Source organism: Amycolatopsis alba DSM 44262, from assembly GCF_000384215.1.
In the GTDB taxonomy this organism is placed as follows: Bacteria; Actinomycetota; Actinomycetes; order Mycobacteriales; family Pseudonocardiaceae; genus Amycolatopsis; species Amycolatopsis alba.
In genome coordinates this window covers 2,076,724-2,090,569 of record NZ_KB913032.1, presented here as the reverse complement: position 1 = coordinate 2,090,569, position 13,846 = coordinate 2,076,724, and the positions used below count along the sequence as shown (strand labels likewise).

15 protein-coding genes are annotated in these 13,846 nt (G+C 68.6%); 10 read left to right on the top strand and 5 right to left on the bottom strand.

Annotation, left to right across the window (positions count from 1 at the left end; genetic code table 11):
• Positions 1-233: 233 nt before the first annotated feature.
• A complete protein-coding gene (locus tag AMYAL_RS0109680) occupies positions 234-947 on the top strand; it encodes an aspartate/glutamate racemase family protein (RefSeq protein ID WP_026466906.1) in 714 nt (237 codons plus the stop codon).
• On the opposite strand, the gene AMYAL_RS0109675 is transcribed toward AMYAL_RS0109680, so the two are convergent.
• A complete protein-coding gene (locus AMYAL_RS0109675) occupies positions 908-1,780 on the bottom strand; it encodes an arylamine N-acetyltransferase family protein (protein WP_020631105.1) in 873 nt (290 codons plus the stop codon). The genes AMYAL_RS0109680 and AMYAL_RS0109675 overlap by 40 nt on opposite strands.
• Positions 1,781-1,870: 90 nt before the next feature.
• Between AMYAL_RS0109675 and AMYAL_RS0109670 the strand changes: the two genes are divergently transcribed.
• Genes AMYAL_RS0109670 through rdgB form a run of 5 tightly spaced genes read left to right on the top strand, consistent with a single transcriptional unit; the run spans position 1,871 to position 5,536 of the window.
• Positions 1,871-2,533 (top strand): rhomboid family intramembrane serine protease, encoded by a 663-nt coding sequence (locus AMYAL_RS0109670; RefSeq protein ID WP_039795398.1) that lies wholly within the window; start codon positions 1,871-1,873, stop codon positions 2,531-2,533.
• Positions 2,530-3,336 carry a glutamate racemase gene (gene murI, locus AMYAL_RS0109665; protein WP_020631103.1) on the top strand — a complete coding sequence of 269 codons (807 nt, stop codon included), beginning with the start codon at positions 2,530-2,532 and terminating at the stop codon, positions 3,334-3,336. Before AMYAL_RS0109670 ends, murI begins: the two co-directional genes overlap by 4 nt.
• A 30-nt stretch (positions 3,337-3,366) precedes the next feature.
• A complete protein-coding gene (locus tag AMYAL_RS0109660; protein WP_020631102.1) occupies positions 3,367-4,134 on the top strand; it encodes an MBL fold metallo-hydrolase in 768 nt (255 codons plus the stop codon).
• A 23-nt stretch (positions 4,135-4,157) separates the two neighbouring features.
• Positions 4,158-4,934 carry a ribonuclease PH gene (gene rph, locus AMYAL_RS0109655; protein WP_026466905.1) on the top strand — a complete coding sequence of 259 codons (777 nt, stop codon included), beginning with the start codon at positions 4,158-4,160 and terminating at the stop codon, positions 4,932-4,934.
• The gene (gene rdgB / locus AMYAL_RS0109650; protein ID WP_020631100.1) at positions 4,931-5,536 is read left to right on the top strand and encodes an RdgB/HAM1 family non-canonical purine NTP pyrophosphatase; all 606 of its coding nucleotides are present in this window, start codon (positions 4,931-4,933) and stop codon (positions 5,534-5,536) included. Before rph ends, rdgB begins: the two co-directional genes overlap by 4 nt.
• A 73-nt stretch (positions 5,537-5,609) precedes the next feature.
• On the opposite strand, the gene bcp is transcribed toward rdgB, so the two are convergent.
• The 3 genes from bcp to AMYAL_RS0109635 all read right to left on the bottom strand — a co-directional run bounded on the left by bcp (position 5,610) and on the right by AMYAL_RS0109635 (position 7,039).
• A complete protein-coding gene (gene bcp / locus AMYAL_RS0109645) occupies positions 5,610-6,083 on the bottom strand; it encodes a thioredoxin-dependent thiol peroxidase (RefSeq protein WP_020631099.1) in 474 nt (157 codons plus the stop codon).
• Positions 6,084-6,110: 27 nt separating this feature from the next.
• Positions 6,111-6,656: a hypothetical protein gene (locus tag AMYAL_RS0109640; RefSeq protein ID WP_020631098.1), complete on the bottom strand. Its 546-nt coding sequence runs from the start codon at positions 6,654-6,656 to the stop codon at positions 6,111-6,113.
• Between the two features lie 200 nt (positions 6,657-6,856).
• Positions 6,857-7,039 carry a hypothetical protein gene (locus tag AMYAL_RS0109635; protein WP_026466904.1) on the bottom strand — a complete coding sequence of 61 codons (183 nt, stop codon included), beginning with the start codon at positions 7,037-7,039 and terminating at the stop codon, positions 6,857-6,859.
• A gap of 130 nt (positions 7,040-7,169) precedes the next feature.
• On the opposite strand from AMYAL_RS0109635, the gene AMYAL_RS0109630 reads away from it, so the two are divergent.
• A complete protein-coding gene (locus AMYAL_RS0109630) occupies positions 7,170-8,126 on the top strand; it encodes a glycoside hydrolase family 25 protein (RefSeq protein ID WP_084702107.1) in 957 nt (318 codons plus the stop codon).
• Positions 8,127-8,236: 110 nt separating this feature from the next.
• Positions 8,237-8,590 carry a hypothetical protein gene (locus AMYAL_RS0109625; RefSeq protein WP_020631096.1) on the top strand — a complete coding sequence of 118 codons (354 nt, stop codon included), beginning with the start codon at positions 8,237-8,239 and terminating at the stop codon, positions 8,588-8,590.
• A 23-nt stretch (positions 8,591-8,613) separates the two neighbouring features.
• Here the strand turns inward: AMYAL_RS0109625 and AMYAL_RS45795 are convergent, their stop codons facing one another.
• A complete protein-coding gene (locus AMYAL_RS45795) occupies positions 8,614-9,543 on the bottom strand; it encodes a LysR family transcriptional regulator (RefSeq protein WP_020631095.1) in 930 nt (309 codons plus the stop codon).
• Between the two features lie 122 nt (positions 9,544-9,665).
• On the opposite strand from AMYAL_RS45795, the gene dnaE reads away from it, so the two are divergent.
• Positions 9,666-13,178 (top strand): DNA polymerase III subunit alpha, encoded by a 3,513-nt coding sequence (gene dnaE / locus AMYAL_RS0109615; protein WP_020631094.1) that lies wholly within the window; start codon positions 9,666-9,668, stop codon positions 13,176-13,178.
• Between the two features lie 14 nt (positions 13,179-13,192).
• Complete coding sequence (locus tag AMYAL_RS0109610; RefSeq protein WP_020631093.1) at positions 13,193-13,780, top strand: SDR family oxidoreductase; 588 nt, start codon at positions 13,193-13,195, stop codon at positions 13,778-13,780.
• Positions 13,781-13,846 lie beyond the last annotated feature (66 nt).

The window sequence follows — 13,846 nt, the reverse complement described above, 5'->3', positions numbered from 1 at the left end:
CGACTCGCGTGACTGAACGGACGACACGCGCGTGGCCACTCACGCCCCCCGGACCTGAGCGTTGTGACTGCTGGTGCGGTTGGGGCGGTCCGCAAGGCCACCTTTGAGACCTTCAACGTCTCAAAGGTGGCCTTCAGGACAGGGCTGCCCAGCGGTCGGGCCCGTGAGTGGCAAGGCTGCTGCCAACGCGGCTCACCGCTCACGAGGTGCATCGCGCTGGCACGATGGTGGGCGTGAAGGTCATCGGGTTGCTGGGCGGGATGAGCTGGGAATCGTCGGCCGAGTACTACCGGCTGGTCAACGAGCGCGTCCGCGAGCTGCGCGGCGGGTACCACTCCGCGCGCACCGTGCTCTACTCCGTGGACTTCGCCGAAATCGAAGCGATGCAGGCCGACGGCCGCTGGGACGACGCCGGACGGGAACTGAACCGTGCCGCGCGCGGTCTCGAAGCCGCCGGAGCGGACTTCGTCGTCCTGTGCACCAACACGATGCACAAGGTCGCCGACCAGCTCACCGAAGGCCTCGGCATCCCGCTGCTGCACCTCGCCGACACCACGGCCGTCGCGATCAAGGCGGAAGGCGTCGGCCGCGTCGGGCTCCTGGGCACCGGCTTCACCATGGCCCAGCCGTTCTACCGCGAACGGCTCGCCGCGCACGGGCTCGACGTGCTCGTGCCGGACGAGGACGGCCGAGAGGCGGTGCACCGGATCATCTACGACGAACTCGTCCACGGCGTCGTCACCGAGGACTCTCGCGAGCGATACCGCGAGGTAATCGCGAGGCTCGCCGAGGCGGGGGCGGAGGGCGTGATCTACGGCTGCACCGAGATCGAACTGCTCGTCGGCCCGGAAGACAGTCCGGTGCCCACGTTCCCCACCACCAGGCTGCACGCCGAAGCGGCCGTGGACTACGCGTTGGGCAAGTCCTCGCTCCCTCCTGCCGTGTGACGTTCGTGCTGGGAGACGGCCTGCCGCCACAGCCTGTCCTGTTCCTCACCGGTGAAGCCGCCGCGAGGCACGCCGAAGACGTCCTCGATCGCCGTCCACCACTCTTCCGGTGAGTCCAGCACCGTCTTGCCGCCGGGCAGGCCGGTCAAGGTCAGCGCGCGCAGCGAGTCCACCCCGTCGGCGTCCCGCCGTTGCAGCACCAGCGTGCGGACAAATCCGGAGTCTTCGGACGTGGACAGCTCGACGTGCTTTTCGGCGAAGTCCGCCATCACGGCCGTCTCAGGCGCGAAGTCCATCCCGACGAAACTGCCCTGCGCATCGTGGTCGAACCGCCAGCCGCCGGGCGTGACCTCTGAAGCCCGCATGCGGAACACCAGCGGCCCCTGTTTGTACTCGCCTTCACGAAGGGGGAGCGGCTCGTGGATGCCGTCCCCGAGCCCCACGTCGACCAGCCAGCCGACCTCGGGCGTCTCCGGCAGTCCGGTCACCGTCAGCGCCAGATGGTTGAGGTGGATGCCCGCCCGGTCGCCGGAGAGCTGCGCCCCGCTCGGATGCCGGGTGACCTGGTAGCCCAGCGCCCGCAGCAGCGCCGAGAACGCGCCGTTGAGGTGATAGCAGTAGCCGCCCCGGCCTGCGGCGATCCGGCCGAAGGACACCGCCGGATCCAGCGAGGTCACCCGGCCCAGCTGGACTTCGAAATCCTCGTACGGCACCCGTTCCACATGCGCCGCGTGCAGCCGGAAGAGCGCGTCGAGGCCCGGCGGCTCCTGCTCGAGGCCGAGTCGCGCGAGATAGACGGGCACGTCGACGTGCTCGGAAGTAGAGATCCCCATGCGAGTGACCGTAGCGGCACCCACCGACAATTCAGGGTTCTCACGGAGGCGGGCCCGCGATTCCGCTCGTAGCCTGGGCAAGTGACCACTTTGCCTCCCCAGCCGGTCCCGGCGAGCGAGTCGCCCGGTACGGATCCGGCCAAACGTGTCCTGCCGCCGAACCCGAAGGCCGCCGCGATCGTGGCGCTGGCCTTCACCGCGCTGCTCTACCTGATCGAGCTGGTCGACGTGGTGCTGCCCGCGGACCTCGACCAGGGTGGCATCCTCGCCCGCGACTTCTCCGGGCTCGACGGCGTGCTGTGGGCGCCGTTGCTGCACGCGGGCTGGGGGCATCTGTTCTCCAACACCGTCCCGGTGCTGGTGTTCGCCTTCCTCGCGATGGCCGCGGGCATCGGCCGCTGGGTGGTGGTCACCGCGATCATCTGGGTGCTCTCCGGCCTCGGCGTCTGGCTGATCGCGCCGAGCGGCACGGTGACCGTCGGCGCGTCCGGCGTCGCCTTCGGATGGCTCGCGTTCCTGCTGGTCAGGGGCATCTTCAACCGGGCGGTCGGGCAGATCCTGGTCGCACTGGTGCTGCTGGGCATCTGGAGCGGAATGCTCTGGGGACTGCTTCCGGGTGATCCGAACGTCTCGTGGCAGGGCCACCTGTTCGGCGCGCTGTCCGGGATCTTCGCGGCCTGGGTGGCGGCGCGGATGGACAGGTCCCAAGCCAAGCGAACGACCGGGGGCTCTCCCGGTAACCTCGCCGTGTGACCAAGTCGAGCGCCGACGCCCCGATCGGCGTCTTCGATTCCGGAGTGGGCGGGCTCACCGTCGCCAGGGCGATCCTGGAGCAGCTGCCCGGTGAGCAGTTGCGCTACGTCGGTGACACCGCCCGCAACCCGTACGGTCCGCTTCCCATCGCGACGGCACGCCAGTACGCGCTGGAGGCGCTGGACGACATCGTCGAAAGCGGGGTGAAGGCACTGGTCATCGCCTGCAACACCGCCTCGGCCGCCTGCCTTCGCGACGCGCGGGAGCGCTACGACGTCCCCGTGGTCGAGGTCGTCCTCCCGGCCGCGCGCCGGGCCGTCTCCGCCACGCGTTCCGGCCGGATCGGCGTGATCGGCACCGAGGGCACCGTCCGGTCCCGCGCCTACGACGACGCCTTCAACGCCGCGCAGAACGTCGAGATCACCAGCGTCGCGTGCCCGCGGTTCGTGGACTTCGTGGAACGAGGGATCACCACCGGGCGTCAGGTGCTCGGACTCGCGCAGGGTTATCTGGAGCCACTGCTGGACGCGCAGGTCGACACCCTGGTCATGGGCTGCACGCACTACCCGTTGCTGTCCGGGGTACTGCAGATCGTCATGGGTCAGGACGTCACCTTGGTGTCCAGTGCCGAGGAGACCGCGCGTGATCTCGTGCGCGTCCTCACCGAGGACGACCTTCTCGCCGAACGCGACACCCCGCCGCGGCACGAGTTCGTCGCCACCGGGTCCGCCGAGCCGTTCACCAGGCTCGCTCAGCGGTTCATGGGGTTCGCTCCGGGTGTGCTGGCTCCCACCAGTGCGTAAAATCGCCGATTTCGTGCTTAAGGTGTCACAGTGCGTCTCACGATCCTCGGCTGCTCAGGCAGCATCCCCGGACCCAACGCCGCCGCGTCCGGCTATCTGATCGAGGCGGACGGGTTCGTCCTGGGGCTCGAACTCGGCAACGGGACGCTCGCCGGGTTGCAGGCCCTGCGTGACCCGTTCGATCTGGACGCGCTGATCCTTTCGCACCTCCACCCCGATCACTGTGCCGACGTCAGCGCGCTCACCGTGCTGCGGCGCTATCACCCGGCGCTCCCGTATCCGGCGAGGCCGCGGCGGCTGCCGGTGTACGGGCCGTCGGACGTGCACGAGCGGCTCGCCTGCGCCTACGCGGCGAACGAGGAGGAGCGGGCGAGCACCGACCTCTCCGACGTCTTCGCTTTCGACACCCTGCGGACAGAGCCCATGGAGATCGGGCCGTTCGAGATCACCGCGGTCCCGGTCGACCATCCGACCCCGGCGTTCGGCCTGCGGATCGCGCACGGCGGCAAGACGCTCGCCTACACCGGCGACACCGGCGTCTGCGACACGCTGACAGACCTCGCCGACGGTGCCGACGTCTTGTTGTCCGAAGCGTCCTGGACCGACTCGCCCGACCGGCCCGTCGGCGTCCACCTGTCCGGCAAGGAAGCGGGAGAGCTGGGGCGCAAGGCCGGGGTGGGGCGGTTGCTGCTGACCCACGTCGCGCCCTGGACCGACCGCGCGGCCGTCCTCGCCGAGGCGGCCGTCGCTTTCCCCGAAGCCGAGCTGGTCGAGCAGGGCGCTGTCTACGACCTCTGACACGGGGTTCTAGAGTGGCGGCCGTGGCGAGAAAAGACGGCAGGAACGACGACCAGCTTCGCGACATCAAGATCACCCGCGGCTTCCAGCGGTGGCCCGCGGGTTCGGTGATGATCGAATTCGGCGACACGCGGGTGCTGTGCGCGGCGAGCGTCACCGAAGGCGTCCCCCGCTGGCGGGCCGGTTCCGGCCTCGGCTGGGTCACCGCCGAGTACGCGATGCTGCCGTCGGCGACCAACACCCGTAGCGACCGCGAATCCATCAAGGGCCGCGTCGGCGGCCGCACGCACGAGATCTCCCGGCTGATCGGCCGGTCCCTGCGCGCCTGCATCGACCTGGCGGCGCTGGGGGAGAACACGATCGTCATCGACTGCGACGTCATCCAGGCCGACGGCGGCACCCGTACGGCAGCGGTGACCGGCGGCTATGTCGCGCTCGCCGACGCCGTCACCTGGCTCGGCGCGGCAGGCCGCCTCGCCGACCCGCAACCGCTTTCGTCCTCGGTGGCCGCGGTGAGCGTCGGCGTCGTCGACGGCCGGGTGCGCCTCGACCTGCCTTACGAAGAGGACTCGCGTGCGGAGGTCGACATGAACGTCGTCGCCACCGACGCGGGCACCCTGATCGAGGTGCAGGGCACCGGTGAGGGCGCCACCTTCGCGCGGTCCACTTTGGACACCATGCTGGACATGGCGCAGGCCGGTTGCGAGGAGCTGACCCGGCTGCAGACCGAGGCCCTCGCGCTGCCGTACCCCGGCGAGCTCCCCGAGCCGCGTCCGGACAAGAAGAAGGGCGCGAAGTGACCAAGCTGCTTCTGGCCACCCGCAACGCGAAGAAGCTCGGCGAACTCCGGCGCATCCTGGTGGCCGAAGGGATCGAAGGCGTCGAGGTCATCGGCCTCGCCGACGTCCCCGAATTCCCCGAAGCGCCTGAAACCGCTCCGGACTTCGAAGGCAACGCGCTCGCGAAGGCACAGGACGCGGCCGCCGCGACCGGTCTCCCGGCCATCGCCGACGACTCCGGCATCGCCGTGGACGCGCTCAACGGTATGCCGGGTGTGCTGTCGGCCCGCTGGTCCGGCAAGCACGGTGACGACGAAGCGAACCTGGACCTCGTGCTGGCACAGCTGTCCGACACGCCCGACGAGCGCATGGGCGCGGCCTTCGTCTGCGCGGCCGCGCTGGTCGTCCCCGGCGGCGACGAAACCGTGGTGCGGGGCGAATGGCGAGGCACGCTGATCCGGGAACGCCGTGGTGCCAACGGATTCGGGTACGATCCGATCTTCGTGCCCGAAGGCGGAACGCGTACCTCGGCCGAGCTGGAACCGTCCGAAAAGGACGGCGCTTCGCATCGCGGCAAGGCGCTGCGGGCTCTCGTAACCGAGCTGCGAAACCTGGCCGGCTGACAACTCTCGGAAGTCCGTGAAGGCCTCCTTGAGGGACTCTGAGTCCCTCAAGGAGGCCTTCACGGACTTGGCTTCACGCCAGAGAGAGGTCCCGCAGCAGCTTCGCGACGTGCCCCGTGGCGCGCACGTTGTACTGCGCCACCGCGATCTTGCCCTCGGCGTCGACGACGAACGTCGAGCGGATGACGCCTTCGTAGACCTTGCCGTAGTTCTTCTTCTCGCCGAAGGCGCTGTACGCCTTGAGCGCGGTCTTCTCCGTGTCGGAGAGCAGCGGGAAGGTCAGCCCCTCCGCCTCGACGAACTTGGCGAGCTTCGCGGGCTTGTCCGGCGAGATGCCGAGGACCTGGTAGCCGGCGTCGTTGAGCTGCGCGAGGCTGTCCCGGAAGTCGCAGGCCTGCTTCGTGCAGCCCGGCGTGCCGGCGCTCGGGTAGAAGTACACGACGACCGACTTGCCGCGGAAGTCGCTGAGCTTGACGTCGTTGCCCTCGCTGTCGGGGAGGGTGAAGTCGGGCGCTTTGTCGCCGGGGGAGAGTCGCTGCTCGGTCATGACGCACACGGTAGCGAATCGGCGGCGTCAGACCTTCCCGCAGTACTTCGCCGCGACGGGCTCCGCCGGGCTCGGCCGGACCTGCAGGCGCAGCTTCACCGGCTTGTCCGGAACGGCGAAGGCCAGGTTCAGACGGACCGACCGGCCGGGTGCCACGTCCTTGCCGGCGTCCGCGACGCCGTTGTAGCCCTGCGTCGGGTCGACGACCTGTTTGACCGACGGGGTTTCGCCGTCGACTTCGCCGGTCACGGACAGACCGGAGAGCCGGTACGTGCCCTCGCCCGCGTTGGTCACTTCGATGCCGAACGCCACCGCACGCGGGCTCTGCGGGTACGCCGACGCGCTGGGGCGGAACGACTTCGGCGCGGACACGGCGATCGTCACCCCGGTCGCGAACCGGTGCGGGGCGCCGAAGGCGAGGTCACCCTCCGCATGCGTCGCGGCCAGTCCCTGTGCCGGGGCGTCCGCGCCGAGCACGGCGGCACCTTTTTCCGGTGCCGGAACCCCGCACGCGGCCGCCAGCATCAGTGAGCAGGCGGCGATCAAAAGCTTCGGGGTGCGCGGGGGCGCCATGTGCGGTTACTCCAGTCGGCGGTGCGGGTGGGCCGTTCGAGGTAGTCATTAGTGCCGAAGAGTCCAGAGTGACGGTCTTCCGCAGCCGAGAGGAGCGGCACGGCCGGGTTGACGCGCACCTGGTGTACAGCCGTGGCCGATCCGTGATCGGCAGGGTACGGCTAGTGACAGTGGTCACCTGAGTGACACACCGGCGAAGGTCAAACCGCGAAGGCGAAAAACAGGATGAAGATCGCCAGACCGGACACCCAGGCCACGATCAACCAGCCGAAATCGCGCATCGGGTCGACCGCTCGGCTCTCCTCGCCGGGGACGTAGACGCCGCGCTCTTCGAACCAGTCCGCCCACCGGGTCATCCAGCGAAAGGGGCTTCGAGACGCCATGACACTCACAGTACGGGCACGGGTGAACCGGGTCAGCCAGGGAGGGGCCGCCCGAAAGGGCGAACCAGTCGTACCGGTAATCGCCCACTAGGCCCTTTTGTCCAACAGGTTCACCCGTCAGGCTGTAGCGATGGCGCTGGGAATAGATATCTACAGTCGCTTTCAGACCGTTACCAATTGGCAAGCCGTCAAGGATCATGGGGTGACGTTCGTCTACGTCAAGCTCACCGACGGCGGGGGTCTGCCGAACGGTGGCCGCAACACCGGCGAAGCGCTGGTGGCGGGCGCGAGATCGGTGGGAATTCCGGTGGGTGGCTACCACTTCGCTCAGCTGACTCCTTCACCCGAGGCGCAGGCGGACGTGTTGATCAATGAGGTCGGGCGGCTCGGGGCGACCGGATGCGTTCCGATGCTCGACCTCGAGGACAACCCGCCCGGTTCGGGCCCGAACATTCCCGACGGGCGCAAGCGCGACTTCGCGATCAGGTTCTGCAACCGCGTGGCGGCACGCGGGTTCCGGCCCGGTGTCTACATGAACAACGCGCACGCCAAGATGCTGCGTCCGGACCGGTTCGGCGTGCCGGACCTCGTCATCTGGATCGCGCGCTACGGTGCCAAACCCGATCCCGCCGCGGGCCGCTATGACCTTCACCAGTTTTCGGACGCGGGCCACATCCCCGGTATCCGCGCGAGCAGTGTCGACCTCGACGAGTCCTACACGAACGCCCACTTGACCGGCGGCGGCGCCGCCCCGAAGCGGAAGGCGACGACAGAACTCATGGAACGCAGGACCATTCCGGCCAGCCCCTCGACCACGTCCGTGCGGCTGCTGCTCTCCGGCAGCGAGTCGGCCGCGATCGTCGTCCGCCCGCGTGTCGACGGGGACGGGATCACCGACGCGCCCGTATGGCAGGGCAACATCTACGCCTGGGGCAGCGACAAGGTCGGTGTCGGCGGGAATCCCATGCAGACGCCCGGATTCAACCCGAAGACGGTTTCGCACCGGCGGTACGCCCTGCCCGGCGCGGTGTGGGCCGACTACGAGTACAGCTCGAACGTGGAGTTCGAGATCGACATCGTCGGCTGAGCTTGGAGGTCCGTGAAGGCCTCCTTCCCTACTCTCAAGGTAGGGAAGGAGGCCTTCACGGACTTCGGGCTCGTGGCACGATGGCGGGATGACCGACTTCCGAAAGGACGATGCCGCGTAAGGCGCCCGCGCGGGTTCGGCAGGGGCTGCGACTTCGGCCCCCGCCCGATCACCGCGACCGGCAAGAGTTCACGCCCGCGCTCGCCGCGGAACTCTCCCGCCTGGAACGCGCTCGCGGCTACCTCGGTGCCGGTGCGATCCGGACCGCGCTTCGCCTCTGCCGGGAGTTCATCGCCGACCCGTACCGACGACTCCGGGTGGACAGTGAAGGATGCGGGGTCTGGGAGTGCTGCGGCGATCCCCAGGAGGCGAGGGACATGCTCGAAGGCGTCCTGCTCGCCCTCCCGGCACGGCTCACCCCTGAGTTCCGGGGATACCTCCAGCACATCGACGAGCGATGGTGACCGCCCTGGGCCTCGGCCGGCCTTCACGGGGTCATGGCCTCCCGGTCCGCCACCGGGAGCCACTGCCGTTCCGCGTCGAACGGCCGGTACGCGGACCGCACGTGCCCGATCAGCAGCGGCAGCGTGGGATGGCGGTTCTCGTGCCGCCACAGCAGCGAGAACGGGTACACCGGTGTCGGGTCGACGAGCGGGATCTGGACGACGTCCGGATGCCAGGGCACGTGCATCTTCGCGCCGACGAAACCCAGGCGGTCCTTCGACTGTCCGAGCACTTCGATGTGGTGTTCCAGCCCGAAGTTCGGGCCGTCGGTGTCGACGAGGATCCCGAACGCCGGGCACAGTTCCTGCCAGAACTCCGCCCATTCGCTGGCCCGCGCGTTGTAGGGCATCCAGGCCGTCAGTCCGGCGAGTTCCGCCATCTCGACCCGGCGTCGCCGGGCGAGCGGGTGCCGGCGCCCGACCAGCAGGTTCGCCGGTTCCAAGTAGGCGGGGGTCCGGCCGATCCCTGGGTCCGTCACGGTGTTGACGCGCGCGAAGGCGGCATCGACCGACTCGGGCAGCATCGACCGGCGCACCGCGCCCAAACCGGGCGTGACGAGTTCCAGTTCGTCGTCGTGGTCGGCGTGGAAGGCCCTGATCACCTCCATGGTCGCCAGCCGCGTGCCGAGGACGTCGACACGCAGGGGGCGGCGCCTGCCTTGAAGGCGTTCGACGGCCTGGTCCGCGAGGCTGACCAGCGCACGGGCGTGGACCAGGAACTCCTGGCCGTCTTCGGTCGGCTCGGCCCCACCGCGCGTCCGCGACAGCAGCCGCACGCCGAGATCCGCTTCGAGCTTCGCCACCCGTTTGGAGATCGCCTGCTGGCTCACCTCCAGCCGGATCGCCGCCTCGCCGAAGTAGCGGTCCTCGGCCACCGCGACGAACGCGCGCACCGCGCCCAGGTCCAGCTCCACTGTGTCCTCTCCCTACAACTTCCGGTTGTCGCCGTTCGCGTGTCGCTTGTTGGACAACACCTGCACGCCTTGGGTCCAATCGCCGCGTCGGACCGGAATCGTACAACCGTGGGGAGTGGCCGGTGGACTCCTTCGTGCACCTGCACGTTCATACCGAATACTCGATGCTCGACGGCGCGGCCAAGATCGCGCCGCTGTTCGCCGAGGCCCAGCGGCTCGGCATGCCCGCGGTGGGCATGACCGACCACGGGAACATGTACGGCGCGGACGAGTTCTACCGGCAGTCCGTCCGAGCCGGGATCAAACCGGTGATCGGCATCGAGGCCTACCTCGCGCCCGAGTCCCGTTTCCACAAGAAACCGGTCTTCTGGGGGCGGCGAGGCGACGGCGGCGACGTCTCCGGAGGAGGGGCCTATACGCATATGACCATGCTGGCGGAGAACGCGACCGGGTTGCGGAACCTGTTCAGGCTGTCCTCCCTGGCCAGCCTGGAGGGCTACTACCGCAAGCCCCGGATGGACCGGGAACTCCTCGCCCGGCACCACGAAGGCGTCATCGCCACCACCGGTTGCCCGTCCGGCGAGGTGCAGACGAGGCTCCGGCTCGGCCAGCCGGAAGAGGCGATCCAGGCGGCCTCGGACTACCGCGACATCTTCGGCACGGACAGCTTCTTCCTGGAGGTGATGGACCACGGCCTCGCGATCGAACGGTCCGTACGGGACGGGCTGCTGGACATCGGCCGCCGTCTCGGCCTGAAACCCCTGGCCACCAACGATTCGCATTACGTCACCCAGGATCAGGCGGCCGCGCATTCGGCACTGCTGTGCGTCCAGTCCGGCAAGACCCTCGACGATCCGGGCCGGTTCAAGTTCGACGGCGACGGCTACTACCTCAAGTCCGCGGAGGAGATGCGCCGGTACTGGGACGCCGAAGTCGCGGGCGCGGCGGATTCCACTTTGCTCGTCGCGGAAAGGATCGAGCCCTACGACGACGTCTACCGGCACGTCGACCGCATGCCGGTCTTCGCTGTCCCCGCGGGACACGACGAGGAGTCCTGGCTGCGTGAGGAGGTCGCGGCCGGGCTCAGGCGGAGGCTGCCGGACGGCGTTCCCGACGCCTACGTCGCCCGCGCCGGCTTCGAGATCGGGGTGATCGCCGAGAAGGGTTTCCCGGCGTACTTCCTGATCACCGCCGACCTGATGAACCACGCTCGTGAGGTCGGTATCCGGGTCGGGCCCGGCCGAGGTTCGGCGGCGGGCTCGCTCGTCGCGTACGCGCTCGGCATCACCAACCTGGACCCGATCGGCCTCGGCCTGCTCTTCGAACGGTTCCTCAACCCCGAACGGGTCTCCATGCCGGACATCGACATGGACTTCGACGACCGGCGCCGCGGCGAGATGATCCGCTACGCCACCGACAAGTACGGTGCCGAGCACGTCGCGCAGGTGATCACCTTCGGCACGATCAAGACCAAGGCGGCCATCAAGGATTCCGCACGTGTCCACTATGGACAGAGCGGGTACGCGATCGCCGACCGGATCTCGAAGGCGCTCCCGCCGCCGGTCGCGGCGAAGGACATCCCGCTCGCCGGGATCGTCGAGCCGGGCCACGAGCGGTACGCCGAAGCCGCGGAGGTCCGCGCACTGCTGGAAGGCGACGGCGAGGCGGCCAGGATCTTCGAGACCGCCCGAGGGCTCGAAGGACTGATCCGCAACGCGGGGGTGCACGCCTGCGCCGTCATCATGTCGAGCGAGCCGCTGCTCGACGCGATCCCGTTGTGGCGGCGGGACGACGGCGCGGTCATCACCGGCTGGGACTATCCGTCGTGCGAGGCCATCGGCCTGCTGAAGATGGACTTCCTCGGCCTGCGCAACCTCACCGTCATCGGCGACGCGCTGGACAACATCAAGGACAACCGCGGCGAGGACATCGACCTCGACACGCTCGGTGTCGACGATCCGGCGACCTACGAACTGCTCGCGCGCGGCGACAGCCTGGGCGTCTTCCAGCTCGACGGCGGCGCGATGCGGGATCTGCTGCGCCGCATGGGGCCCACCGGGTTCGGCGACATCATCGCGGTGAACGCGTTGTACCGGCCCGGCCCCATCGCGATGAACACGCACAACAACTACGCGGACCGCAAGAACCGCAGGCAGCCGATCGAGTCGATCCATCCCGAACTGGCCGGGCCGCTGCGCGAGATCCTGGCCGAGACCCACGGCCTGATCGTGTACCAGGAACAGATCATGCAGATCGCGCGAGACGTCGCCGGGTACTCGATGGGGCGTGCCGACGTGCTGCGCAAGGCGATGGGCAAGAAGAAGAAAGAGGTGCTGGAGGAGGAGTTCGAGGGCTTCCGGGACGGCATGGCCGCCAACGGATTCTCCCACGCGGCCGTGCAGGCGCTCTGGGACGCGATCCTCCCGTTCGCCGGGTACGCGTTCAACAAGTCCCACGCCGCGGGGTACGGCCTGGTCGGCTATTGGACCGCGTACCTGAAGGCGAACTACCCGGCGGAGTACATGGCTGGCCTGCTGACTTCGGTGGGGGACAACAAGGACAAGTCGGCGGTCTACCTCTCGGAGTGCCGCAGGCTGGGGATCAAGGTGCTGCCGCCGGACGTCAACGAGTCGGGGCTCCGGTTCTCGGCGGTGGGGGACGCGATCCGCTTCGGGCTCGGCGCGGTGCGCAACGTCGGCGCGAACGTCGTCGATTCGATCATCGCGACACGGCGGGAGAAGGGGAAGTACGCGTCGTTCACCGATTTCCTCGGCAAGTCCGAACTGGTGGCGTGCAACAAACGTGTCATCGAATCACTGGCGAAAGCGGGCGCGTTCGACTCTCTCGGGCATACGCGGCTCTCGATCCAGCAGGTGCACGAAGAAGCGGTGGACGCCGTGGTGCCGCTCAAACGCAAGCAGGCGATGGGGCAGTTCGACCTGTTCGGTCCGGGCGAGGAGAGCGGGGACGACACCTCGCCGCTCGCCCATCTCGGATTCGGCGTCGAGGAGTGGCCGCGCAAGGAACTGCTCACCCACGAAAGGGAAATGCTCGGGCTGTACGTCTCCGCGCATCCGCTCGACGGGGCGGAACGCGTCCTGCGCAAGCACGCGCCCCGCCCGATCGCGGCGATCCTCGACAATCCGCCGAGGGAAGGGGAACTGGTCGTCGCCGGGCTCATCACGGCCTTGGAGCGGCGGGTGAACAAGAAAGGCGAGCCGTGGGCGATCTGCACGATCGAGGATCTGGACGCCGCACTCGAAGTGCTGTTCTTTCCCAAGGCGTACGCGTTGTTCGTGACGGAACTGGTCGAAGACAACGCCGTCCGCGTCAGCGGCCGGGTGAACTGGCGGGAGGACAGGATGTCCGTGTTCGGCGGCGGCCTGGTACCGCTGGATCTTTCCACGTCCGGGGACGAGGAACCGCCACTGACGCTGCACGCTGTCGCCGCGAGACTGACCGAGGACGTGGTCCTCGACTTGAAGCGGACTTTGCTGGCGCACAAAGGAGAGACACCGGTCCGGGTGAAGCTCGCCGGGTCGCTGTACGCGCTCGACGACTATCCTGTGGCGGTCAGCTCGATGCTTCTGGGGGAGCTGAAGTCCATTCCCGGCATCGCGCCCGAACGACCTTGAAGGGAAAGACGCCGATGAAGATCCTCGTGGTAGGTGCCACCGGGACGATCGGGGCCGCGGTCTCGTCAGCGCTCACCGCACGCGGGCACACCGTGCTCCCCGCGTCTCGCTCCGGGGAGGTCAAGGTGGACGTCGAGCGGCCCGACACGCTCGACGCCGTCTTCGCCGCCGAACCGGGGATCGCCCACATCGTGTGCTGCGCGGGGAGCGGCTCGCTGGTTCCGGTCGACGGCGGTACCGATGAAGAGTTCGTCCAAGGGCTGCAAGGGAAACTGCTCGGCCAGGTGTTCCTGCTGCGGCACGCGGTCCCGTATCTGCCGGATGGCGGCTCGGTCACGCTGACCGCGGGCCGGATCCCGGAGACGTTGCGCGGCAGCGCGTTCGGTTTCCTGACCAACGCCGGCCTCGAAGCGTTCGTCGCCGCCGCGGCCCGTGAACTGCCGCGTGGCCTCCGGGTCAACGCTGTCAGCCCAGGCTGGGTGCGCGAAACGCTCGCCGCGCTCGGTGAACCGGAAGGCGGCACCCCGGCGGCGGACGTCGCGCGGAGCTACGTCGAGGCGGTGGAGACCGTGAGCCTGACCGGGAGCACCCTGACGCCGTAAGTGGACAGTGTGACCGGTTATCGGCTAACTTCGGTGAAGTGGACACGGTGTTCACTTAAGGAGGAT

Coding starts and splice junctions, on each gene's coding strand:
- AMYAL_RS0109635 (WP_026466904.1), bottom strand. CDS start 7,039: ATGGCGTCTCGAAGCCCCTTTCGCTGGATGACCCGGTGGGCGGACTGG.
- AMYAL_RS0109640 (WP_020631098.1), bottom strand. CDS start 6,656: ATGGCGCCCCCGCGCACCCCGAAGCTTTTGATCGCCGCCTGCTCACTG.
- AMYAL_RS0109610 (WP_020631093.1), top strand. CDS start 13,193: ATGAAGATCCTCGTGGTAGGTGCCACCGGGACGATCGGGGCCGCGGTC.
- AMYAL_RS0109625 (WP_020631096.1), top strand. CDS start 8,237: ATGCCGCGTAAGGCGCCCGCGCGGGTTCGGCAGGGGCTGCGACTTCGG.
- AMYAL_RS0109675 (WP_020631105.1), bottom strand. CDS start 1,780: ATGGGGATCTCTACTTCCGAGCACGTCGACGTGCCCGTCTATCTCGCG.
- bcp (WP_020631099.1), bottom strand. CDS start 6,083: ATGACCGAGCAGCGACTCTCCCCCGGCGACAAAGCGCCCGACTTCACC.
- AMYAL_RS0109630 (WP_084702107.1), top strand. CDS start 7,170: ATGGCGCTGGGAATAGATATCTACAGTCGCTTTCAGACCGTTACCAAT.